This window comes from Stenotrophomonas sp. YJH_SMC_101-4, assembly GCF_059370395.1.
The window spans coordinates 488,666-509,312 of sequence record NZ_JCAFTP010000001.1 but is presented as its reverse complement, the minus strand read 5'-3'; the positions used below and the strand labels follow the sequence as shown (position 1 = coordinate 509,312).

20 protein-coding genes are annotated in these 20,647 nt (G+C 68.3%); 17 read left to right on the top strand and 3 right to left on the bottom strand.

What is annotated here, in order from left to right; translation table 11 throughout:
* The first annotated feature begins 311 nt into the window (after nucleotides 1–311).
* On the top strand, nucleotides 312–1,016 hold the full coding sequence (locus tag AC5P8D_RS02460) for an AraC family transcriptional regulator (RefSeq protein WP_312393669.1): 705 nt from the start codon (nucleotides 312–314) through the stop codon (nucleotides 1,014–1,016).
* A gap of 9 nt (nucleotides 1,017–1,025) precedes the next feature.
* Here AC5P8D_RS02460 and AC5P8D_RS02455 read toward each other — a convergent pair whose 3' ends face one another.
* On the bottom strand, nucleotides 1,026–1,916 hold the full coding sequence (locus tag AC5P8D_RS02455) for a sterol desaturase family protein (RefSeq protein ID WP_049433648.1): 891 nt from the start codon (nucleotides 1,914–1,916) through the stop codon (nucleotides 1,026–1,028).
* 104 nt (nucleotides 1,917–2,020) lie between these two features.
* Here AC5P8D_RS02455 and AC5P8D_RS02450 point away from each other — a divergent pair, with 104 nt between their 5' ends.
* From AC5P8D_RS02450 to AC5P8D_RS02420, 7 genes are all read left to right on the top strand, one after another.
* Complete coding sequence (locus AC5P8D_RS02450) at nucleotides 2,021–2,971, top strand: LysR family transcriptional regulator (RefSeq protein ID WP_329766512.1); 951 nt, start codon at nucleotides 2,021–2,023, stop codon at nucleotides 2,969–2,971.
* Nucleotides 2,972–3,063: 92 nt separating this feature from the next.
* Entirely contained in the window at nucleotides 3,064–3,714 is a 651-nt protein-coding gene (locus tag AC5P8D_RS02445; protein ID WP_126560357.1) for a DsbA family oxidoreductase, read from the top strand.
* Nucleotides 3,715–3,749: 35 nt separating this feature from the next.
* Nucleotides 3,750–4,757 carry a cyclase family protein gene (locus tag AC5P8D_RS02440; RefSeq protein WP_010485026.1) on the top strand — a complete coding sequence of 336 codons (1,008 nt, stop codon included), beginning with the start codon at nucleotides 3,750–3,752 and terminating at the stop codon, nucleotides 4,755–4,757.
* Nucleotides 4,758–4,998: 241 nt separating this feature from the next.
* Nucleotides 4,999–5,613 (top strand): translesion DNA synthesis-associated protein ImuA, encoded by a 615-nt coding sequence (gene imuA, locus AC5P8D_RS02435; protein WP_043402076.1) that lies wholly within the window; start codon nucleotides 4,999–5,001, stop codon nucleotides 5,611–5,613.
* 9 nt (nucleotides 5,614–5,622) lie between these two features.
* Nucleotides 5,623–7,032 (top strand): Y-family DNA polymerase, encoded by a 1,410-nt coding sequence (locus AC5P8D_RS02430; RefSeq protein ID WP_126560361.1) that lies wholly within the window; start codon nucleotides 5,623–5,625, stop codon nucleotides 7,030–7,032.
* A 6-nt stretch (nucleotides 7,033–7,038) separates the two neighbouring features.
* Nucleotides 7,039–10,149, top strand: coding sequence for an error-prone DNA polymerase (locus tag AC5P8D_RS02425; protein WP_495203038.1), 3,111 nt, complete (start codon nucleotides 7,039–7,041; stop codon nucleotides 10,147–10,149).
* 81 nt (nucleotides 10,150–10,230) lie between these two features.
* Nucleotides 10,231–10,737: a hypothetical protein gene (locus AC5P8D_RS02420; protein WP_019336451.1), complete on the top strand. Its 507-nt coding sequence runs from the start codon at nucleotides 10,231–10,233 to the stop codon at nucleotides 10,735–10,737.
* A gap of 102 nt (nucleotides 10,738–10,839) precedes the next feature.
* On the opposite strand, the gene ptsJ is transcribed toward AC5P8D_RS02420, so the two are convergent.
* Nucleotides 10,840–12,126 (bottom strand): MocR-like B6 salvage transcription factor PtsJ, encoded by a 1,287-nt coding sequence (gene ptsJ / locus AC5P8D_RS02415; protein WP_010485015.1) that lies wholly within the window; start codon nucleotides 12,124–12,126, stop codon nucleotides 10,840–10,842.
* Between the two features lie 76 nt (nucleotides 12,127–12,202).
* On the opposite strand from ptsJ, the gene AC5P8D_RS02410 reads away from it, so the two are divergent.
* From AC5P8D_RS02410 to AC5P8D_RS02370, 9 genes are all read left to right on the top strand, one after another.
* The gene (locus AC5P8D_RS02410; RefSeq protein ID WP_010485014.1) at nucleotides 12,203–12,976 is read left to right on the top strand and encodes a YggS family pyridoxal phosphate-dependent enzyme; all 774 of its coding nucleotides are present in this window, start codon (nucleotides 12,203–12,205) and stop codon (nucleotides 12,974–12,976) included.
* Nucleotides 12,973–13,674 (top strand): glutamine amidotransferase, encoded by a 702-nt coding sequence (locus AC5P8D_RS02405; protein ID WP_312386663.1) that lies wholly within the window; start codon nucleotides 12,973–12,975, stop codon nucleotides 13,672–13,674. Before AC5P8D_RS02410 ends, AC5P8D_RS02405 begins: the two co-directional genes overlap by 4 nt.
* Nucleotides 13,671–13,895: a hypothetical protein gene (locus AC5P8D_RS02400; RefSeq protein WP_005410058.1), complete on the top strand. Its 225-nt coding sequence runs from the start codon at nucleotides 13,671–13,673 to the stop codon at nucleotides 13,893–13,895. The genes AC5P8D_RS02405 and AC5P8D_RS02400 overlap by 4 nt, the downstream gene beginning before the upstream one ends.
* 108 nt (nucleotides 13,896–14,003) lie before the next feature.
* A complete protein-coding gene (locus tag AC5P8D_RS02395) occupies nucleotides 14,004–14,510 on the top strand; it encodes a hypothetical protein (protein WP_495203037.1) in 507 nt (168 codons plus the stop codon).
* 124 nt (nucleotides 14,511–14,634) lie between these two features.
* Complete coding sequence (locus tag AC5P8D_RS02390) at nucleotides 14,635–15,144, top strand: RNA polymerase sigma factor (protein ID WP_099560288.1); 510 nt, start codon at nucleotides 14,635–14,637, stop codon at nucleotides 15,142–15,144.
* Nucleotides 15,141–16,067: a FecR family protein gene (locus AC5P8D_RS02385; protein WP_495203036.1), complete on the top strand. Its 927-nt coding sequence runs from the start codon at nucleotides 15,141–15,143 to the stop codon at nucleotides 16,065–16,067. The genes AC5P8D_RS02390 and AC5P8D_RS02385 overlap by 4 nt, the downstream gene beginning before the upstream one ends.
* 64 nt (nucleotides 16,068–16,131) lie before the next feature.
* The gene (locus tag AC5P8D_RS02380) at nucleotides 16,132–18,603 is read left to right on the top strand and encodes a TonB-dependent receptor (protein ID WP_495203035.1); all 2,472 of its coding nucleotides are present in this window, start codon (nucleotides 16,132–16,134) and stop codon (nucleotides 18,601–18,603) included.
* Complete coding sequence (locus AC5P8D_RS02375; RefSeq protein WP_235651858.1) at nucleotides 18,590–19,390, top strand: ChaN family lipoprotein; 801 nt, start codon at nucleotides 18,590–18,592, stop codon at nucleotides 19,388–19,390. The genes AC5P8D_RS02380 and AC5P8D_RS02375 overlap by 14 nt, the downstream gene beginning before the upstream one ends.
* Complete coding sequence (locus AC5P8D_RS02370) at nucleotides 19,383–20,096, top strand: energy transducer TonB family protein (RefSeq protein WP_495203034.1); 714 nt, start codon at nucleotides 19,383–19,385, stop codon at nucleotides 20,094–20,096. The genes AC5P8D_RS02375 and AC5P8D_RS02370 overlap by 8 nt, the downstream gene beginning before the upstream one ends.
* Here the strand turns inward: AC5P8D_RS02370 and AC5P8D_RS02365 are convergent.
* On the bottom strand, nucleotides 20,093–20,527 hold the full coding sequence (locus AC5P8D_RS02365) for a RidA family protein (RefSeq protein WP_043402041.1): 435 nt from the start codon (nucleotides 20,525–20,527) through the stop codon (nucleotides 20,093–20,095). The two genes, AC5P8D_RS02370 and AC5P8D_RS02365, sit on opposite strands and share 4 nt — an antisense overlap.
* Between the last annotated feature and the right edge of the window lie 120 nt (nucleotides 20,528–20,647).

The window sequence follows — 20,647 nt, the reverse complement described above, 5'->3', positions numbered from 1 at the left end:
TGGCCGGCAACCTCAGAAGCAACAGCCGAAGCAAAAGCGGGTTTCCTGTGGGATGGCGGGGTGGGTCCGGTTGCGGGGGACGCCGTGAATCCGTCCCTGGAGGCTCGGTCGCGCCATCCATGGCGCTCACGCCCCCGCAACCGGACCCACCCCGCCTTCGACAGATTTCTGCGAGCTGCCCGCTCTTCTGTAGAGCCGAGCCATGCTCGGCTCATGTGTCTCGGATCTCGAAATATTCGATTTCATCGCATGGGGTCAGATCCGTTTTCCGCAGGAAAACGGATCTGACCCCAGATTCATTTCGATCCAGCATGGCGTGCATCTACAATCCCTCCATGTCCTCCCTCGCCCTGCCCTGGAATGGCACGTTGCTGCTGGATGCGCACGCCGCCGTGCTTCACGGTCATGCCGGTGACAGCGCCGCGCATGCGCACTACGCCCATCAACTGCTGTTGAGCGACGGTACGCCCTGGCAGGTCGAAGTCGATGGCGTACGACAGCAAGGCCAACGGATGTGGCTGCCCTCCTTCCAGACGCACGCGATCCTGTCCGCGCCGGAAGCGGGCTGCACGGTGTTCCTCGAGCCGGTGCATGCCGATCCCGCACAGATCCAGCAGCACCTGCACGCGCTGCCGGGCAACGCGCTGGAGCTGCACGACTGGCTGCCACGGCTGAGCCGCCCGCAACCGCTGGACCGCCGCGTGCAGGCGGCATTGGCCCGCATCGCCCAGCACCTGCCCGGCCCGGTGCCGGCCGCCGACATCGCCGAGGCGGCGCATCTGTCGACCAGCCAGCTGCACCGGCGTTTCCAGTCTGACCTGGCGGTGACCCTGCGCGGCTGGGTGCTGTGGCAACGCTTGCGTGCCGCGCTCGCGCAGCACCTGCAGGGGCACAGCCTGACCGACAGTGCACATGCCGCCGGCTTCGCCGACCTGGCCCATCTGTCGCGCAGCCTGCGCCGCATGTTCGGCATCGGTGCCGCACAGCTGCAGGGCCTGCAGCTTCACGCGGCCTGACATGTTCGATCATTCGCGCCTGCGCAGGCCTTCGGGCAGCTCCGGCACCTCGCCATGTGGCAGCTCTCGGAACGGCGCCAGCAGCTGCCCGGGGTAATCGCGCGGATAGTCCGGCTGGCTGCCGATGCCGAGGTCGTGCTGACGCAGCCGATAGCCCGGCGCATCGAAGGCGGTCCCCAGCAGGTGATCCCAGACGGTCAGGAACAGGCCGAAGTTGACGTCGCCGGCGGTGCCGTAACGCATGTGGTGGAAGCGGTGCAGCGGTGCCCAGGCCATCACCCGGCCCAGCACGCCGGGACGCATGTCCACGTTGGAGTGCTGCAGCAGCAGCTGGATGGCAATGGCGAAGGCCAGCACCGCCGCCACGGGCATCGGCAGGCCCAACAGCAGCAGCGGCAGAACACCGCCCACCGCTTCGGCGGCCTGGTGCAGTGGGTGTTTCATCAGCCCGTTGAAGCCATACATGCGGGTCACGCTGTGATGCACGGCATGCAGGCGCCATAGCCAGCCAATGCGATGGCTGGCGTAGTGCACCAGAGTGATACCCAGGTCGGCGCAGACGATGGCCAGCAGTACCTGCAGAACGAACGGCCACTGCATCGGCCACAGCTGCCACGGAACGAGCGCTGCCAGCAGCGGCACCGCTGCGATCGACAGCAGGTTCAGGCTTTCGTTGACCAGTGCATGCAGGGTGTCACGCAGGCTGTCGCCGTGGTCGTGGTTGAACACAGGGTCGTAGGGCCACGTGCGCTCGGCGGCGAACGAGACCGCGATGGCGACCGCCAGCAAGGCCAGCAGCCACAACGGATCACCGTGGCAGTGGCCGACCCAGACGACGGCAGTAGCAACGAAACCCAGCAGGAACAACGGGGCATACAGGCGCAGTATCCAGTGCTTCATGGGCAACCCGGAAAGTGAGGGGCCTGCATGCTGGCGTGGCGTGTGGGTTGCTGGCTTGAACAAACGGCGCAACCCTGCGGGCACCACGCTTCCCACATCCACGCATGGCGTGGATCTACAATGACGCCCTCATCGCGCCCGGGACCGGCATGGATTCCTTCAACCTGATGCGTGCCTTCCGCCGCATCGTCGAACGCGGCGGACTGGCCCGCGCTGCCGAAGACCTGGGCATGTCGCCCGCCGGGCTCAGCAAGCAGTTGCGCACGCTGGAAGCGCACCTGGGCGTGGTATTGCTGCAGCGGACCACGCGGCGCATGAGCCTGACCGAGACCGGCCACGCCTATTACCGCGAATGCTGCCGCCTGCTCGACGAACTCGAGGCGCTGGAACGCGGCATTGCCGAACAGCGCGGCGACGTGGCCGGGCGCCTGCGTGTCAATGCACCGCAGTCGTTCGCGCTGAGCACGCTGTCGCCGTTGCTGCCACGGTTCCTGCAGCAGCATCCGCAGCTGTCGCTGGACCTGGTGATGGAAGATCGCCTGGTCGATGCAATCGGTGAGGGTTTCGATGTGTCGCTGCGGCTGCGTGCCGAGCTGGATGATTCACGCCTGGTGGCACGCCGGCTGGCGTCGCTGCAGCAGGTGCTGTGCGCAGCCCCGTCCTACCTGCAGCAGCATCCGGCACCGCAGGCGGTGGACGATCTGCAGGTCCACAGCGTGCTGGCCTACAGCCTGTCCGACTCGCCCGGCAGCTGGCCGCTGCTCGGCCCGGATGGCCAGGTGACGATCACCCTGCCGGCGCGCGTCACCGTCAACAACAGCCTGCTGCTGCGCGACCTGCTGGTGGCCGGCATGGGTATCGGCGCCCTGCCCTCGTTCCTGGCGGCACCGGCGCTGGCCCGTGGCGAACTGCAGCAGGTGCTGCCCGACCACCGCTATCCGCCGCGCTTCGTGCATGCGGTCTACCCCACATCGCGCCATCTGCAGCCCAAGGTACGCGCCTTCATCGATTTCCTGCACGCCGAGCTGCCCGGCTGCGCCGGCCTGGATTCGTAACCGCCAGCGAAAACTGAGCTGCCCGCGGCGTGCTGTTTCGGCCACGCCGCGCTGCCTAATCTGCCGCCTCCCCTCTCACCGATGGCAGGCAGATGTCTTCCGTTCCTTCCCCCGCCACCGCCGCGCCGGTGGTCGATTTCTTCCACGACGTGGTCTGCGGCTGGTGCTTCGTGCTGGCCCCGCGCCTGAAGCAGGTCTCCGCCGAACTCGGCATCCAGGTGCGCCACCGCAGTTTCGTGCTGCAGGACTCGCGCGCGCAGATGGTCGAGGTGTTCGGCTCGATGGAGCGCGCCAAGGCGATCATCCTGCGCCACTGGACCGACTGCGCCGCGCATGAAGACACCGCGCGCATCGATATCGAAGGCATGCGCGCACAGGACTTCGAGTATCCGTCCGGCGGGCTCGGCGCACTGGCCTGCCAGGCCGCCGGCATGCTCGGTGGCAACGACGCCCATGGCGCGATGTTCGATGCCGTGCAGTGGGCGCACCTGCACCAGCACCGCAACATCGGCGACGCCGAAGTACTGCTGGATATCGCCGAAGCGCTGGGCCATCCACGTGGCGCCTTCGCTGACCACATGCGCGGCGACGCAGTACGCCAGCGCGTGCAGGCCGATCGTGCCGAAGCCGCTGCCCTCGGCATCCGTTCCATACCCACCGTGATCGGCGGCAACGGCCTGCGCCTGCAGACCCTGCCGCTGCCACACCTGCGCCAGGCCCTGGCGCACCTGGTCGCGGCCTGAGCCGCACCCTCCCCCACCCTGCAAGGAGACTCCCCATGACCCCACGTACCCTGGCTACCGCGCTGGCCCTGCTGCTGGCCGGCACCGCCGCTTCCACCACCGTGTCCGCGCACGAACGCGTTCCCTCCGGCCAGCAGGTCGGCACCAGCCCCTGGGGGCCGAAGGACGAGATCGGCCGCCTCAACCTGATCACTGAAGCCTCGCGCGCCGCGATCCTGTCGCGGGTCAGCGGCGGCAAGGCCTATGACCTGGCCACCGAGTACTACGTCGGCATGCCCAGCTGGCAGGATGCCGGCGACCCGCACTACCAGTTCTGGATGACCCACACCCCCCGCGGCACGGTGATGGATGATCCGATGGGCGTGGGCGAAACCATGAACCTCACCCGCAGCTACACCGGCACCGCGTTCTCGATGTACAGCCACACCGGCACCCACATCGATGCGCTGAACCACTTCGGCATCCACGGAAAGATCTGGAACGGCTTCGAGGCCGACAAGCACCTCGGCGACCGCGGCTGGAATGTCACCGGCATCGAGAAATTCCCGCCGCTGATCGCACGTGGCGTGCTGATCGACGTGGCCGGCGCCAAGGGCGTGGACATGCTGCCGGACAGCTACCGCGTCACCCGCCAGGACCTGAAGGATGCGCTGGCACACCAGAAGGTGAAACTGCAGCAGGGCGACGTGGTGCTGATCCGCACCGGCCGCATGCGCCTGTTCGAACAGCCCAAGGCCTACATGGCCAACCCGCCGGGCATGGGTCTGGACGCGGCACGCTTCCTGGTTGAGGACAGCGGCGCGATGATCGTGGGCGCCGACAACCTCAGCTTCGAGACCTTCCCTTCCGAGGTGTCCGACGACTACGTGCCGCTGCACACCTACCTGCTGGCCCAGCAGGGCGCGCCGATCATCGAGCTGGTGGCGCTGGACGAACTGGCCCGCGACAAAGTCTACGAGTTCGCCTTCATCGGCGGCCCGCTGAAGATCCGCGGCGGCGATGCCGCACCGCTGCGCCCGGTCGCGTTGCCGGTCCGCCCGTAACCGTGGACATACCCGGGTAGCGCCGGGCCATGCCGGGGGGCCGACCTTGGTCGGCACCCCTACCCCTTCAGCAACCTGAAATCTGATCCTCCGATTTCATTAGTAATTCTACTCACAAGACGAGTAGCATGTCCGGTCTCAGCCCCTGATACCGGCCCGTCGATACTCGCGCCATGCCCGCCGTTTCCGCCCATTCCCGCCGTTTCCAGCCCGCTCGGCGCCTTCCCTGGAGGACCCGCTGATGGGTGCCGTCGTCGCCCTCGACCGGCTGCTGGACGGGCGCCAGCTGTGGCGCGGCCCGGCCCGCCAGGGACCGACCAGCGACCATCTGGCCAGCGGCCACCCGGCACTGGACGCACGCCTGCCCGGCGGCGGCTGGCCGGCCAGCGGGCTGTGCGAGGTACTGCAGGCGGCGCCCGGGGTGGGTGAGCTGGCGCTGGTCTGGCCGGCGCTGGCGAAGCTGAGCCAGCGCGACCGCCCGATCGTGCTGGTCGCCCCACCCTATCGCCCGCACGCTCCGGCCTGGGCAGCGGCCGGGCTGGATCTGGCCCAGCTGCAGATCATCCACGCCGCGCCGAAACAAGCGTTGTGGGCCACCGAACAGTGCCTGCGCTCGGCCGCCTGTGCAGCAGTGCTGTGCTGGCCACACCAGGCCGATGACCGCTCACTGCGCCGCCTGCAGGTGGCGGCCGACAGCGGCCAGTGCCTGGGTTTCGTGTTCCGCGAGGCGCAGGCGGCGCGCAATCCCTCCCCGGCCAGCCTGCGCCTGCAGCTCGACCACGGCCAGGTGCGGGTGCTGAAGTGCCGTGGCGGCCTGCCGCCGGCGCAGCCGTTGCCGCTGGCCATCGCCCACTGAGGCCGCGCCATGCACTGGGCCTGTCTGTTGTTGCCGCAGCTGGCGCTGGACAGCGTGCTGCGCCTGCAGCCCGACCCGCAGCGGCCACTGGTGCTGCTGCAGGGGCCGGCACAGCGTCGCGTACTGCGTGCGGTCAGCCCGGCCGCCCGCGCAGCGGGGCTGCGCCCGGGCATGCTGCTGTCGGCTGCGCAGGTACTGGTGCAGGACCTGCATCTGCACGATTACGATCCCAACGCCGAACAGCAGACCCGGCAGCTGCTGGCCAGCTGGGCCTATGCCTACAGCTCGCAGGTCAGCCTCGATTTTCCGCACGCGCTGGTCATGGAAATCGGTGCCAGCCGCGCCCTGTTCGGCGACTGGCTGACGATCGAGCAGCGGCTGCGCAACGAACTGCATGAGCTTGGTTTCCGCCATCGCCTGGTGGCCGCGCCCACCGCGCATGCCGCGCGCGTGCTGGCCAACGTTCACGACGGCCTCGGCATCGATGCGCAGCAGCTGCCAGCGGCACTGGCGCAGCTGCCCTTGCCTCGCTGTGGCCTGCCCAGCGAAGCAGTGACCGTACTCGGCCGTTCCGGCCTGCGCACGCTGGGTGCGGTGCTCGAGCTGCCGCGCGACAGCCTGGCCCGGCGCTTCGCACCGGACGTGCTGCAGCAGCTGGATGCGCTGCGCGGGCTGCCCACCGCGCCACTGCGCTACTACCAGCCACCGGACCGTTTCGATGCGCGCATCGAATTCGAATACGAGATCGAATCCAGCCAGGCCCTGCTGTTTCCGCTGCGTCGCCTGCTGCTGGACCTGGCCGCATTCCTGTGTTCGCGCGATGGCGGCGTGCAGCGCTTCGACCTGCATTTCGAGCACGACATGCTGCCGGCCAGCGTGCTGACCATCGGCCTGCTGGCGCCCGAGCGCGATCCCGCGCTGCTGTTCGAGATCGCACGCAACCGCATGGAAGCGTTTGCCCTGCCGGCCGGCAGCCGCGCACTGTGCCTGCAGGCCGAGCAGCTGCCACCGTTCGTGCCCGCCGCGCGTGACCTGTTCGATACCCGGCCGGCACAGGCGATGCCCTGGAACCAGCTGCGCGAGCGCCTGCGCGCGCGGCTGGGCGATGACGCCGTGCAGCCGCTGGCGGTGCAGGCCGACCATCGCCCCGAACGCGCCAGTGGCATCCAGCCGCCAGCCAAGCCTCCGTCGTACTGGCCACTGCGCCCCGGCTGGCTGCTGGACACGCCGCAACCACTGCGTGATCCGCGGCTGCGCATCGTCACCGGGCCGGAGCGGATCGAATCGGGCTGGTGGGATCAGGCCGATGCACGGCGCGACTATTACGTGGTGGAAACTGCTCACGGCCAGCGCGGCTGGGCCTTTCGTGAGCGCAACGACCCGCATGCGCCGTGGATGCTGCACGGCTGGTTCGGCTGAGCCGCCATGCACGACGAACTGCCCGGCTACGCCGAACTGCACTGCCTGTCGGCCTTCAGTTTCCAGCGCGGTGCTTCGATCGCCGAAGAGTTGTTCGCGCGCGCCGCCGGCCAAGGCTATCGAGCGTTGGCGATCACCGACGAATGCTCGCTGGCCGGCATCGTACGCGCTTGGCAGGCGGCGAAGACGCATGGCGTGGCGCTGATTGTCGGCGCCGAATTCCAGGTCGAGGATGGGCCGAAACTGGCCCTGCTGTGCACCGACCAGGCCGCCTATACGGGGCTCTGCCAGTTGATCACCACCTGCCGGCGGCGGGCCGCCAAGGGCGAGTACCGCTGCCTGCGCGAGGACCTTCTCGGCCTGCCCGTCGGCCTGCTGTGCCTGTGGCTGGACCGGCAACCGGCCGCTACTGACCTGGAACTGCTGCGTGCCGGCTTCGATGATCGCCTGTGGCTGGCGGTGGAGCTGCACCACGAGCACGACGACGCACGCCGCCTGCAGCAGCTGCAGGCTTTCGGCGAACGCCATTGCCTGCCGCTGGTGGCCAGTGGTGATGTGCACATGCATGTACGCCGCCGCCGCGCCCTGCAGGACACGCTGACCGCGATCCGCCACCGTTGCAGCGTGGCCGAAGCTGGCTGGCGCCTGTTCCCCAATGGCGAGCGCCACCTGCGCCCACGCACCGCGCTGGCCCAGCTGTACCCGCCTGAGCTGCTGGCCGAGACCCTGCGCATCGCCGAGCGCTGCCACTTCACCCTGGAACAGCTGCAGTACACCTATCCGCGTGAGCTGGTGCCCGAAGGGCATGATCCGGACAGCTGGCTGCGCGTGCTGGTCGAGCGTGGCATCCCGTGGCGCTGGAAGAACGGCATCCAGCCGGCACAGCGCGAGCAGATCGAACACGAACTTGCGTTGATCAAGCAGAAGAACTACGCCTCCTACTTCCTCACCGTGCAGGACATCGTGCGCTTCGCGCGCAGCCAGGACATCCTCTGCCAGGGCCGCGGCTCGGCGGCCAACTCCGCGGTGTGCTTCGTGCTGGGCGTGACCGAGATCGACCCGGCGCGCAGCAACCTGCTGTTCGAGCGCTTCATCTCCGCCGAGCGCGACGAGCCACCGGATATCGACATCGATTTCGAGCACGAGCGCCGCGAAGAAGTGCTGCAGTACGTGTTCAAGCGCTATGGCCGCGAACGCGCCGCCTTGACTGCGGTGGCGATCAGTTACCGTGGCCGCAGCGCGATCCGCGACGTGGCCCGTGCACTCGGCCTGCCGATGGACCAGGTCAACGAACTGGGCGCGGCGATGGACCACTGGGGCGGCCACGTACCACTGCCGGAGACCCTGCGCGAGCGCGGCTTTGATCCGGAAACACCGCTGATGCGACGGCTGCTGGCACTGACCACCGAGCTGATCGATTTCCCGCGCCACCTGTCGCAGCACCCGGGCGGCTTCGTGATTTCAGAGCACCCGCTGTCGACGCTGGTACCGGTGGAAAACGCAGCGATGGCCGACCGCACCGTCGTCCAGTGGGACAAGGACGATCTGGATGCCACCGGCCTGATGAAGGTCGACTGCCTGGCGCTGGGCATGCTCACCGCCATCCGTAAATGCCTGGCGATGCTGCAGCAGCACGGCCTGCACAGTGGACGCATGGATGCGATCCCTGCCAAGGATACGAAGACCTACGACATGATCTGCGCCGCCGACACCATCGGCGTGTTCCAGATCGAATCGCGCGCACAGATGGCGATGCTGCCGCGCATGCAGCCGCGCTGCTTCTACGATCTGGTGATCGAAGTGGCGATCGTGCGCCCCGGCCCGATCCAGGGTGACATGGTGCACCCCTATCTGGAACGGCGGAGGATCCTGCGCGAGCAAGGCCCGGAGGCACTGAACGACCCGGACAATCCGCTCTACCCACCGCAGCTGGAACGCGTGTTCGCGCGTACGCTGGGCGTGCCATTGTTCCAGGAACAGGTGATGCAGCTGGCAGTGGAAGCAGCAGGTTACACACCTGGCCAAGCCGATGCCCTGCGCCGCTCGATGGCGGCATGGAAGCGTCGTGGCGGCCTGGAACCGCATCGGGAGAAGTTGCTGGCCGGCATGTTGAAGAATGGCTTCAGCCGCGACTACGGCGAGCACCTGTTCGAGCAGATCAAGGGCTTCGGTGATTACGGTTTCCCGGAAAGCCATGCTGCCAGCTTCGCCCTGCTGACCTATAACAGCTGCTGGCTGAAGTGCCATCATCCCGCCGCGTTCACCGCCAGCCTGATCAACAGCCAGCCGCTGGGGTTCTACAGCCCCGACCAGCTGCTGCAGGATGCACGCCGCCATGGCATCGGCGTGCTGCCGGTGGACGTGCGCCACAGCGACTGGGACTGCACGCTGGATTTCAGCAAGGGACCGGCGGCGATCCGGCTCGGCCTGCGCCTGATCGATGGCTGCAACGAACCCGTCGTGCAGGCCATCATGCGCGAACGTGCGCAGCGCCCGTTCGACGATGTGGGCGACCTGTGCCAGCGCACCGCACTGGATCGCCGCCAGCAGGGCCTGCTGGCCGATGCCGGTGCACTGCGTGGGCTCAGTGGCCATCGCCATCGTGCACGCTGGGATATCTCCGGCGTGGAAAACCGGCTGCCACTGTTCGACCAGGCCCGCGCCACTGCCGAAGCCCGCGTGCCGTTGCCCCTGCCCAGCGCCTGGGAGGACATGCAGGCCGATTATCGCAGCACCGGCACCACACTTGGCCGCCACCCGATCTCGTTCCTGCGCGCGCAGCTGCGCAGCCGTGGCTGTCTGGACGCTGCACAACTGGCCGGGCATGGCCATGGCCGTCGCGTGCGCATCGCCGGCCTGGTACGCATGCGCCAGCGCCCGCAGACCGCCAGCGGCGTCACCTTCCTCACGCTCGAAGATGAGACCGGCATGGTCAACGCCGTGGTCTGGCGACACCTGGCCGATCGCCAGCACCGGGTGCTGGTCGATACCCAGCTGATGCAGATCGATGGCCGCCTGGAACGCGTCGATGGCGTGCAGCACGTCATCGTGCAGCGCATGCACTGCCTGGATGAACTGCTGCAGGGACTGCGCAGCCACAGCCGCGATTTCCACTGACGATACACAACGTCACACAACGAACTGGCCATTGCCGGTCCGCATCCGCTATCGTCGGCACATCCAAGGAAGGACGACCCGATGCCCCGTGCGCTGCTGCTGACCACCCTGGTGGTCTCGACCCTCGCCCTGCTGGTTTCCGGCTGGACCGCCTGGAGCCTGCATCGCAGCCAATCACCACAGCGCATCATCGAGGCGCGCGGGCTGGTCATCCACGATGCAAGCGGCCAGCCGCGGGTGATCCTCGGCGCACCGGTTCCCGATCCGCTCAGCCAGGGCCGCACCCAGGGGCCGCGTGCCACCGCCCTGTCAGGCCTGATCCTGCTCGGTCCCGATGGTTCCGAACGCGGCGGCTACGGTACCAGCGACCGCGGCGGCGAAGCCCTGCTGACCCTGGACGATGCCACCGGCACCACTGAAGTATTCAAGGTCGTCGCCAACCCGGACCGCGGCGCCAGCCTGATGGTCAAGCACCAGAACAACACCGGCGCCATGCTCACCTCCTGGCAGGGCAAGCCGGAGCTGATGTTCGTCGATGACAGCGGCCAGTCCTACTACGTGCGTCCCGGCGCCAACGCCGCGCCCTGATCTGCTTGTGTAGCGTCGAGCCATGTTCGACTGCTTCTATCAACAGCAGCCGAGCATGGCTCGGCTCTACAAAGGCGAAGCAACGTCGAGCATGGCTCGACGCTACAGAGCGAACACCGCCGCCAGGTCATCCGCCAGCTGCCGCAGCTGCGCTGCCCCCAGCGCAGCGCAGGTGATGCGCAGGCCATGCCCCGGCGCTGCCACCGAGAACACTTCGCCCGCGCGCACATGCCATCCACGCGAAGCCAGGGCCAGCACCTGCGGATGGCTGTCGGCCTGCAACGGCAGCCACAGGTTCAATCCTTCCATCGGCAACGGTGTCGGCAGGCCACGCGCATGCAGCAACTCCTGCAGCGAGCGCAGGCGCTGCTGGTAACGCTCACCTGCCGAAGCGATCTTCGCCCGCTGCGTTGCCGACGACAGCACCGAGGTCGCCGCATCCTGCAGCAGGTGACTGACCCAGCCGGTGCCGGACGCCAATCGCAGCCGCAGCCGCATCGCGGTCTCTTCATCGCAGGCCAGCCAGGCCAGCCGCAGGTCCGGGCCGAGCGGTTTGGACAACGAACGCAGCAGCGCCCAGCGCCGGCCATCCAGCGGCAGCACCGAGTGATAGGCCTGCTGCGAGAGCAGCGCGTAGTGATCGTCGATCAACACCGCCACCTGCGGGTAGGCCGCCAACAACTGCCGCAACGCCCGCGCCCGCTTCGCATCCAGGCTGGCCCCGGTCGGGTTGTGTGCCCGCGGGGTCAGCAACACCGCGCGTGCACCGGCCTCCAGTGCCTGCCGCAGCGAATCGACCTGCATGCCATGCGCGTCCACCGCCACCGGCAACGGCGCGTGGCCCACAGCGTTGAGCACGTTGAGGCTGCCGAGGAAGCACGGATCCTCCACCGCGATGCGATCCCCCGGCAGCAGCCACGCCGACAGCAGGCGTTCGATGCCATCGACCGCGCCATGGGTCAGTTCCAGCGCATAGCCCTCCGGGCAGTCCGCATCCAGCGAGGCGCGTGCCAGCGCCTCCAACCTCGGGTCGACCGTGCCCACGCCATACAGCCGTGGTGCGGCCGGGGCCAGGCGCAGGTTCGGCAGCAGGCGTGGATCCGGGTTGCCACCGGCCAGGTCCTGCAGGGCCAGCCCGGGCGTACTGCCTTCACGCGCCAGCGGCGGCGGCAGGCCACGCACCACCGTGCCGCGGCGGCCCGCCGTGCTGGCCAGGCCCGCCGCATCCAGGCGCTTGTAGGCAGCAGCCACGGTGTTGCGGTTCACTCCCAGCTGCTCGGCCAGTTCACGCACCGGCGGCAGCACGCTGCCGGCCGGAAGGCGGCCCTTGCCGATGCCGTCGCGGATGCTGTCGAAGATCGACTCGGCGCTATGCCCGGTGATTTTCATTTTGTCCTATGCCAAAATATCTCTTGTCCTGTGCCAGTGTATCCCACCCTGGCCACCCTGCATTGGAGGTGCCCGCATGCCCCTTGCCGCTGCCGACTGGCCCGTCGCCCAGTCCGTTGAACAGATCGCCGCCAACCTGGTCACGGTGCGCCAACGCATCGCCGATGCCTGCGCCCGCGTCGGCCGGGACCCGGCCAGCGTGCGCCTGCTGCCGGTCAGCAAGACCGTCGATGACGCCCGCATCCGCATGGCGGTAGCCGCAGGCTGCCACGAACTGGGCGAGAACAAGGTGCAGGAGGCACAACGCAAGGCTGAAACGATGGCCGACCTGGGCGTGCACTGGTCGGTGATCGGCCATCTGCAGACCAACAAGGCGCGCTACGTGGCGCGCTTTGCCAGCGAGTTCCAGGCGCTGGACAGCCTGCGCGTAGCCGAGGCCCTGCAGCAGCGCCTGCAACTGGAAGACCGCACGCTGGATGTGTTCGTGCAGGTCAACACCTCGGCCGAACCGAGCAAGTACGGCCTGGAACCCGACGCGGTCGAGGCCTTCGTGCAGCAGCTTCCGGCCTTCGATCGCCTGCACGTGCGCGGCCTGATGACCCTGGCCATCTTCACCCCCGATGTCGAGCGCGTGCGCGCCTGCTTCGTGCGCCTGCGCGAACTGCGCGACCAGCTGCAACGCACCGCCCCACCCGGCCTGGACCTGTCGCAGCTGTCGATGGGCATGTCCGGTGATTTCGAAGTGGCCATCGAGGAAGGTGCCACCGTGGTCCGCGTCGGCCAGGCCATCTTCGGTGCCCGTGCCACCCCGGACAGTTTCTACTGGCCGAACAGCGGAGCACCGGCATGAAGCACGCGGTTGTCCTGCAACACGTTGCCTTTGAAGACCTCGGCACCCTGAAACCGTTGCTGCTGGCGCAGGGCTGGCAGCTGCACGTGCTGCAGGCCGGCGTCGATGCGCTCGATGGCGCCGAAACCGCCGACCTGCTGGTCGTGCTGGGCGGCCCCATCAGTGCCAATGACACAGAGACGTATCCCTTCGTCAACGACAGCATTGCCCTGCTGCAGCGCCGGCTGCAGCAGCAGCGGCCGACCCTCGGCATCTGCCTGGGTGCACAGCTGATGGCGCGGGCACTCGGTGCCAGTGTCGCTCCCAGTGGTGGCAAGGAAATCGGCTTTGCGCCACTGCTGCTGACCGATGAAGGCCAGCGTTCACCGCTGCAGTCCCTGCAGGGCATTCCGGTACTGCATTGGCATGGTGAGGCGTTCGAACTTCCGGCCGGTGCACGCCGCCTGGCCAGCACGCCGGCCTGCCGTCACCAGGCATTCGCCATCGGCAGCCACGCACTGGCCCTGCAATGCCATCCGGAACTGGACGCCTGCCAGTTCGAGCGTTGGCTGATCGGCCACACGCTGGAGCTGGCCCAGGCCGGCATCGATCCCAACGACCTGCGCGCGCAGGCGCGTCGCTATGGCGCACCACTGGCCGCAGCCGCCACTGCGATGTTCGACCACTGGCTGCAGGACCTGCCGGAGATACCGCGATGAACTACCGATTGCAGATCCACCGCGATGGCGCCCACTGGGGTCACTTCGACTGCAGCGGCCCCGATGCCCTGCAACGCATGGACGCCATCGCCGCACAGCTGCCTGCCGATCAGGGCTTCCAGCTGAAACGGCAGAAAGGGGTCGGCGAAGAGCGCATCCTGTCCAGCAATGCCGATGGCCTGCGCGTGCTGGCTTCGCAGATCCAGTACCGCGACATCTGACCCGACGATGGTAGTGCCGGCCGCTGGTCGGCATCCGACGGGAGAACAGGTTTGCCGGCCAGCGGCCGGCACTACCCTGGCTGTTCGCCCGCGTGCGAAGCTTCACGGATGCTGACCCTGCAACGCGGCAACCACCACGGACTGCTCATCGCCCCGCGCTGGCCCTCCACCCGCATCCAACTGGAAGAAGAGATACTGCAACGCCTGCTCGACGCGCAGGCAATGCTGCCTGCCGGGCTGCGCCTGCTGCTCACTCGTGGCTTCGAACCCAGCCACAGCCGTCTCGGTGGCTTCCGCCGCGTGGTGCGACGGCTCGGCATTGCGGTGTTCCGCACCTGCTACCCGCAGCGCCGCGATGAGATCGATGCCATCTTCGGTGCCAACGGCCACGACATCGATGGCCGTCATATCGATGTCTCACTGGTACTGCACGGCAAGCGGCTGCGGCTGCTGCCTCTGGGCGTGTTCACCCCACCGCGCTGGCAGGATCGTCGCGTCGCCCATCATGCCGAAGCGGTCGCGCAGGTGAAGCGCAGCCTGCAGCATTGCGGCTTCGAGCTGCATCGCAACCCCACCGAAGCCCTGCAGATCCACTGCGACTACCGCCCGCGCTGACGCTGCGGCGGCCCATGCGTACTGCGCCTCATGCCATAGATGCAAATGATTCTCTTTTGCTGTAAGGTGCAGCCGCTGCCCTTGCCGCCGCGGGCTGTTCCCTTTCCCAGTTGTCGCCCGCCCCGTGTCCACGCCTGTCGAACCGACGGATGTCGCGCAGCTGTGCGCGGCCCATTACCGGCCGCTGCACGCCCATGTCCGCCGCAAACTCCCGCAACGCAGCGACGCTGATGACGTCGTCCAGGAAACCTGGCTGCGTGTCGTCAAAGTCGCCACCAGTGGCCTGCTGGGCAATGGCCGCGCCTATCTGTACCGCGTCGCCCACAACCTGATCGCCGATCACTACCGGCAACGCCAGCGCCGTCGCGAAGAGGTGCTGGATGACACGCAGTTGAATGCCATCGCCGATCCTGCGCCGCTGCCCGAGCAGCGAATGCTCGACGCCGAACAACTGCGCCACCTCGACGCGATCATCGCCGCGCTGCCGCCACGCTCGCGCCAGGTGTTCCTGCTGGCCCGTGTGGAACAGTTGGCGCTGGCCGAGATCGGGCGCCAGCTGGGGATCAGCCGGCAGACCGTGCACGGCCATCTGCTGCGCGCCCTGGTCGCGTTGCAGCAGGTGCCGGGCGCATGAGCCAGGAGACCATTGCACGCGAAGCTGCACGCTGGTGGCTGGATGCGCACGACGGCGACCGCGATGAGAACGCGTTCGAGCAATGGTGCCGGGCCGATCCACGCCATGCGGCGCAGTACCTGCACCTGCAGGAGTTGTGGCAGGCCGGTGCGGCGACGCCCAGCCTGCAGCGGCAACAGCAGCGCAGGCAACGCCGTCGCCTGCGCGAAGCCGGCATTGCGGTTCTGTTGCTGTGCGCACTGGGTCTCTACAGCCGCCATGCCTCGCCACCCGTGGCACAGGTACTGCGTACGGCCGCTGGCGAGATCCGCGAGGAAACTCTTCCGGATGGTTCGCATGTCCTGCTGTCACCTGGCAGCGAAGTGAAGGTGCGCATCGATGGGCAGCGCCGCCAGCTCCAGCTGCAGCGCGGCCAGGCCTGGTTCCAGGTCACCGCAGATGCCGACCGGCCATTCCAGGTGCATACCCCACAGGGCACCGTCACTGCACTGGGGACCGCATTCGATCTTGCCGTGCAGGGCAACAGCAGTGTGGTCACCGTTACCGAGCATCGCGTGCGCGTGGACAGCGGCAACGTCAGCATGCTGGCCGACGACGGCGAGCAGCTGCGCTTCGATGGGCAGGCAACAGCCCATGCAACAACGGCTGCCCCCGGAACATTGGCCTGGCGCGAGCGGCGCCTGCACTGGGTCTCGGCCCCGCTGGCCGACGTCACGCAGGGCCTGGACCGCTGGCATGGCGGGCATACGTGGGTCGTCGGCGAGCAGCTGCGCCAGCAGCCGGTCACCCTGCTCGGCAGTGCCGACGGTGCAGCCAGCAATCGCGACCAGCTGGCCACGCAACTGCTGGTGCGCGTGCTGCGCCTCGGCGCGGGCATACAGGTGTGGCTGCCGCCACGCAGGGAGCAGCGTGATGGACCCTGACATCCGGCCTGCGACTGCGTCTACCCAGGATGACGACGTTCTGCGTCAGCCCCTGGAGCCCCCGATGCTGTGCCCCCGCCCCCTTGTCCTTGCCCTGTCGCTGGCCTGCACCAGCGCCCTTCCGCTGCTGCCCGGCAGTGCCCACGCACAGACCGCCACACGCACCTACGATCTGCCCGCCCAGCCGCTGGCGGCCGCGCTGGACGCCTACAGCCGGCTGACCGGTGTCGACCTGGTGATCGGCGCGGCGCTGCCTGCCGGGCATTCGGCCCCTGCTCTGCGCGGTGACTTCGACGATGCGCAGGCCCTGTCGCGCCTGCTGGCAGGCAGCGGCCTGCGACCGCGCTTCGTCGATGCGCGCCGCGCCGCCCTGGAACCGGCGCCGGCTGAACGCGCCGATGGCAGCCGTCGCACCGGCCCGCTGCGGGTGCAGGGCACTACCGCGCACGGCCAGGCACCGGGGGGCGGCGCCAGCCAGTATGTACCGGCCACCCGCGATGGCTTTGCGCCCTCGGTCGGCAGCGAGCGCGTGGCGATGGCCGAACGCCAGGAAGGCAACAGCCTGCTGCGCTCGATGCCCGGCACCCACAGCTTCCATTCGCGCAGCCAGCCGGGCCTGCAGGTCAACATCCGCGGCATGACCGGTGCCGGCCGGGTCAACACCATGATCGACGGTGTCACCCAGACCTTCCGCAACAATGCCGGGCATGGTTCGGGCGGTCCGTTCGCCTATGTCGATCCTTTCCTGCTGGCCGGTGTGGACGTGCAGCGCGGTGCGGTCGCTGGCGGTGACGGCGCTGGTACGCTGGCCGGCAGTGCCAACTTCCGCACCCTGGATATCGACGATCTACTGGGTGAGGGCCGTGACTGGGGCCTGCGCGCCGGCTATCGCCATGGCAACAACGGCTATGGCAGCGGCCGCACCTTCGCCGGTGCATTGCGCCACAGCGAAGAAGGTGGCGACCGTCAGTTCGGCCTGCTGGCCGCCGCCAGCAGCAGCCGCAGCAGCGAATACGCGACCGCGCGTGGGCAGAAGAACAACGCCGACCCCGGCAGCCAGCAGCCCAGCAGCTGGCTGCTGAAAGCACGCCTGCAGCCCAGCGACCAGCATCGGCTCGACCTGAGCCACATGCGTTACGAAAACGACTTCTACCACAACTACCCGTGGCAGATTTCCGCGCGCAACCAGCGCGCCAGCTACCAGTACACGCCCTATTCGCCATGGATCGACCTGCGCGCGACCTTCGCGAGCAACAAGACCCGGCTGTTCTATCCGCCGGTGGAAGATTCAAGCTACATCGGCCGCCGCACCCACAGCAGCCTGAGCAGCTGGACCGTCGACAACACCAGTCGCTTCGACATCGGCGCCGTGCAGGCGCGCTGGAACACCGGCATCAAGCACCAGTCGGACATCTATGTGGCCGATACGCCCATCCTGCGCGGTGCCAACCCGCAGGGTCGCAGCCAGCTGGACAGCGTGTTCAGCACGCTGGAACTGCAGTACGACATCTACGCGCTGACTGCCGGCCTGCGCCAGGACCGCTTCGGCATCCGTGGCCACATCCCGGTGTGCTCGGATGTACCCGGCCAGTGCGCGGAGATCAATGGCGGCGACATCGACGTGCGGCGCAGCGAGCGCGCACTCAGCCCGAGCCTGGCGGTTTCACTGCAGGCCACTGACTGGCTGCAGCTGTTTGCCGAGGTCTCGCGCACATCACGGCCGCCGCGCGTGCAGGAGATGTTCTTCGAGAAGATCCCGCTGGAGGACGCCAGCGTCGCCGACGGCATCGGCGCCAATCCGTTCCTGCGCCGCGAGCGCTCGCGCAACCTGCAGTTCGGCGCCAACCTCAGCATCGACTCGCTGCTGGTCGACGGTGACCTGGCACAGCTGCGCATCACCCGCTTCGACAACCGCATCCGCGACTACATCAAGCCGCAGTACCTGCTGATCGTGCATCCGCCGGAAGTGGAACCGCTGGTGGTGCCGATCGACAGCGATCCGCAGCTCAATGCCTGGACCGATGTGCTGGATGCAGACGACTTCACCGCCACGACCCGCTGGATGAACCATCCCGGCGTCGTGCGCATGCGCGGCATCGAGCTGGAGGCGCATTACGCCAGCGAGCACTACCACGCCACGCTCAGCTGGACCCGCTCGCGCACCAGCGCACCGGCCATCGAGTTCGTCAACCTGGAAGACATCACCGCCCTGCCGGACCGCTATTGGACCCTGGACGTAGGCGGCCGCTGGTGGCAGCAGCGCGTGCAGGCCGGCCTGCGCGCCGCGTACTCCGGGCCCACCGAGGAGGGCTACGACTTCTTCCAGACCCGCAAGACCGGCGGCACCGGCGTGCTGCTGGACTTCTACGCGAGCTTCAAGCCCCAGGCCAACACCACGCTGTGGCTGAACATCGAAAACCTGCAGAACAAGGCCTATGACAACAATGCCTCGATCGACAGCATCTTCAGCCCGATCCTGGACCGCGGCAACGGCCGCGGCCGTACCGTCTCGATGGGCGTCAATGTGGCGTTCTAGCCGTCACTGGCTGCCCGTATGCCTGCTCGCGCTGGCCGCGGTGGCTGGCGCGCAGCCGGTGCCCGGCACAGTGATCGACCTGGCCACTGGCCAGCACCTGGACGAAGCCGCATTCGTGACACGCGCGGCGCACGCCCAGCGGCTGTTGCTGGGTGAACGCCATGATCTCGCCGGAGACCACGCCGCCCAGCGCTGGCTGCTGCAGGCCCTGCAGCGGCAGCGTCCGCAGGGTTCACTGGTGCTGGAAATGATCGCCAGCGAGCGCCAGCCACGCCTGCAGCGGGTGCAGCGCTGGCTGACCAAGGGCCACCAGGCCGAAGGTGCACGCCTGCAGGAACTGCTCGACTGGGATACGCGCTGGCCGTGGGCCGCGTATGGCGGGCTGGTACGGGAGGCTGCCGATGCAGGCACGCCGTTGTTCGGCGGCAACCTGTCGCGTGCCGAGGTCAACGCGCTGCTGGCCTCGACCGAGGGCGTGCGGTTCCCGGTGGCCGCTGCCCGCCAGCGCCTGTCGGCGGTGGTGCTGGCCCAGCACGCAGACGCGGCACCGATGCTGGAAGGAATGCTGGCCGTGCAACAGGCCCGCGACACGCGCATGGCGCGGGTGCTGCTCGATGCGCCCGCGCCGGCGCTGCTGGTAGCAGGTCGCTGGCATGTACTGCGCGGTACCGGTGTACCGGGCTACCTGTCACCGGATACGCCTGCGCTGGTGATCGCATTGGCTTCGCCGGGTGAAACCGTCGATGCGGCAGATGCCGATCTGCTGTGGGTGCTGGACGATGAGTGAGCGTGGCCAACACTGGCAGGCGATCGCGATCACCGTCGTCCTGCATCTGCTGCCACTGCTGCTGTTGGTGCACTGGGTCGCGATGCCGCCGATGCTGCCGCCGCCGGAGCAGGACGTGCGCATCAGCCTGCACCTGCTGGCACCGGCCACGCCGCCGCAACCGGTGGAGGAACGCCAGGCCGAGACCCCCAGCCAGGCGCAGCAGGCCCGCGCCTCGCAGCCCACGAAGTCGCCGCCGCCACCGAAGCCCACCGCCGCGCGCGAGGGAGAGCTGGCCGCCAGCGAAACGGGTGGGACGGGCCGGCAGCCACTGCCAGTCGCCCCGCCTGCGGCCGCGACCGATGCAAGTCCCGCACCGGCATCGATCACGGCCGCGCCGCCCGCTCCAGACGCGCCACCGGCGGACTTCCAGGCCGGCGCCGCCAGCGACCAGTGGGAAGCCCGCCTGTTGGCGCGGCTGGAGCGTTACCGCTATTACCCTGCCGCCGCGCGCTCGCGCCGGCAGCAGGGCACTGCGTGGGTCAGGGCCAGCATCGACCGCGAAGGTCGCCTGCTGGCGCTGCGGCTGGAGCAGTCCAGTGGCCAGCCGATGCTCGATGACGCCGCGCTGCAGACCTTCCGTCGCGCGCAGCCGCTGCCGCCCATTCCCGATGAACTGAAGGCACCGCAGGAGCTGGTGGTGCCGGTGGAGTACTACCTGCGCTAGGCGGCATAAGCCTCCGCCTCGATCTCGAACAGCATGCCGTCCAGCGCCAGCCGCGGCACCGGGATCAGCGTGCAGGTGGGCGCGGCGCGGTTCGGCCAGCGCCGCCGCACCTGATGGGCGATGATGCCCAGCCGGTCTTCGTCGTGGCCCACCACCAGGATGCGCAACCGCGCCACATCAGCCAGGCTTGCCTGCACCGAGCGCAGCGCGGTCTGCAGGTTGTCCAGCGCCTGCCCGACCTGGTCTTCGAAACTGGGCGAGAGACGGCCCTGGGCATCTTCACCGCCCTGCCCGGCGACATGGATCACCCGTGCTGGCAGGCGCACCACCGCCACGTGGGAGTAGCCGTTCGCGGAAGGGTCGTAGAGGCCGGGAGGATTGAACAGCTCCAGCAGGCCATGGCTGAGGTCCGGTGTGGTCAGCAGGTTCATGCCGCGCGCCTCGTGGGGGTTGCAGGCAGTCTGTGACCTCAACCCAGGTTGAGGTCAAACGGATCCGGTGCAACAGACCGGTCTGCCACGCGCAACGATCACGCCGACGTGTAGAACCGA

Excerpts from the sequence above, each read along its gene's own strand:
- AC5P8D_RS02460 (WP_312393669.1), top strand. The coding sequence starts at position 312 with ATGGCGTGCATCTACAATCCCTCCATGTCCTCCCTCGCCCTGCCCTGG.
- AC5P8D_RS02455 (WP_049433648.1), bottom strand. The coding sequence starts at position 1,916 with ATGAAGCACTGGATACTGCGCCTGTATGCCCCGTTGTTCCTGCTGGGT.
- AC5P8D_RS02450 (WP_329766512.1), top strand. The coding sequence starts at position 2,021 with ATGGCGTGGATCTACAATGACGCCCTCATCGCGCCCGGGACCGGCATG.
- AC5P8D_RS02445 (WP_126560357.1), top strand. The coding sequence starts at position 3,064 with ATGTCTTCCGTTCCTTCCCCCGCCACCGCCGCGCCGGTGGTCGATTTC.
- AC5P8D_RS02440 (WP_010485026.1), top strand. The coding sequence starts at position 3,750 with ATGACCCCACGTACCCTGGCTACCGCGCTGGCCCTGCTGCTGGCCGGC.
- imuA (WP_043402076.1), top strand. The coding sequence starts at position 4,999 with ATGGGTGCCGTCGTCGCCCTCGACCGGCTGCTGGACGGGCGCCAGCTG.
- AC5P8D_RS02430 (WP_126560361.1), top strand. The coding sequence starts at position 5,623 with ATGCACTGGGCCTGTCTGTTGTTGCCGCAGCTGGCGCTGGACAGCGTG.
- AC5P8D_RS02425 (WP_495203038.1), top strand. The coding sequence starts at position 7,039 with ATGCACGACGAACTGCCCGGCTACGCCGAACTGCACTGCCTGTCGGCC.
- AC5P8D_RS02420 (WP_019336451.1), top strand. The coding sequence starts at position 10,231 with ATGCCCCGTGCGCTGCTGCTGACCACCCTGGTGGTCTCGACCCTCGCC.
- ptsJ (WP_010485015.1), bottom strand. The coding sequence starts at position 12,126 with ATGAAAATCACCGGGCATAGCGCCGAGTCGATCTTCGACAGCATCCGC.
- AC5P8D_RS02410 (WP_010485014.1), top strand. The coding sequence starts at position 12,203 with ATGCCCCTTGCCGCTGCCGACTGGCCCGTCGCCCAGTCCGTTGAACAG.
- AC5P8D_RS02405 (WP_312386663.1), top strand. The coding sequence starts at position 12,973 with ATGAAGCACGCGGTTGTCCTGCAACACGTTGCCTTTGAAGACCTCGGC.
- AC5P8D_RS02400 (WP_005410058.1), top strand. The coding sequence starts at position 13,671 with ATGAACTACCGATTGCAGATCCACCGCGATGGCGCCCACTGGGGTCAC.
- AC5P8D_RS02395 (WP_495203037.1), top strand. The coding sequence starts at position 14,004 with ATGCTGACCCTGCAACGCGGCAACCACCACGGACTGCTCATCGCCCCG.
- AC5P8D_RS02385 (WP_495203036.1), top strand. The coding sequence starts at position 15,141 with ATGAGCCAGGAGACCATTGCACGCGAAGCTGCACGCTGGTGGCTGGAT.
- AC5P8D_RS02380 (WP_495203035.1), top strand. The coding sequence starts at position 16,132 with ATGCTGTGCCCCCGCCCCCTTGTCCTTGCCCTGTCGCTGGCCTGCACC.
- AC5P8D_RS02375 (WP_235651858.1), top strand. The coding sequence starts at position 18,590 with ATGTGGCGTTCTAGCCGTCACTGGCTGCCCGTATGCCTGCTCGCGCTG.
- AC5P8D_RS02370 (WP_495203034.1), top strand. The coding sequence starts at position 19,383 with ATGAGTGAGCGTGGCCAACACTGGCAGGCGATCGCGATCACCGTCGTC.
- AC5P8D_RS02365 (WP_043402041.1), bottom strand. The coding sequence starts at position 20,527 with ATGAACCTGCTGACCACACCGGACCTCAGCCATGGCCTGCTGGAGCTG.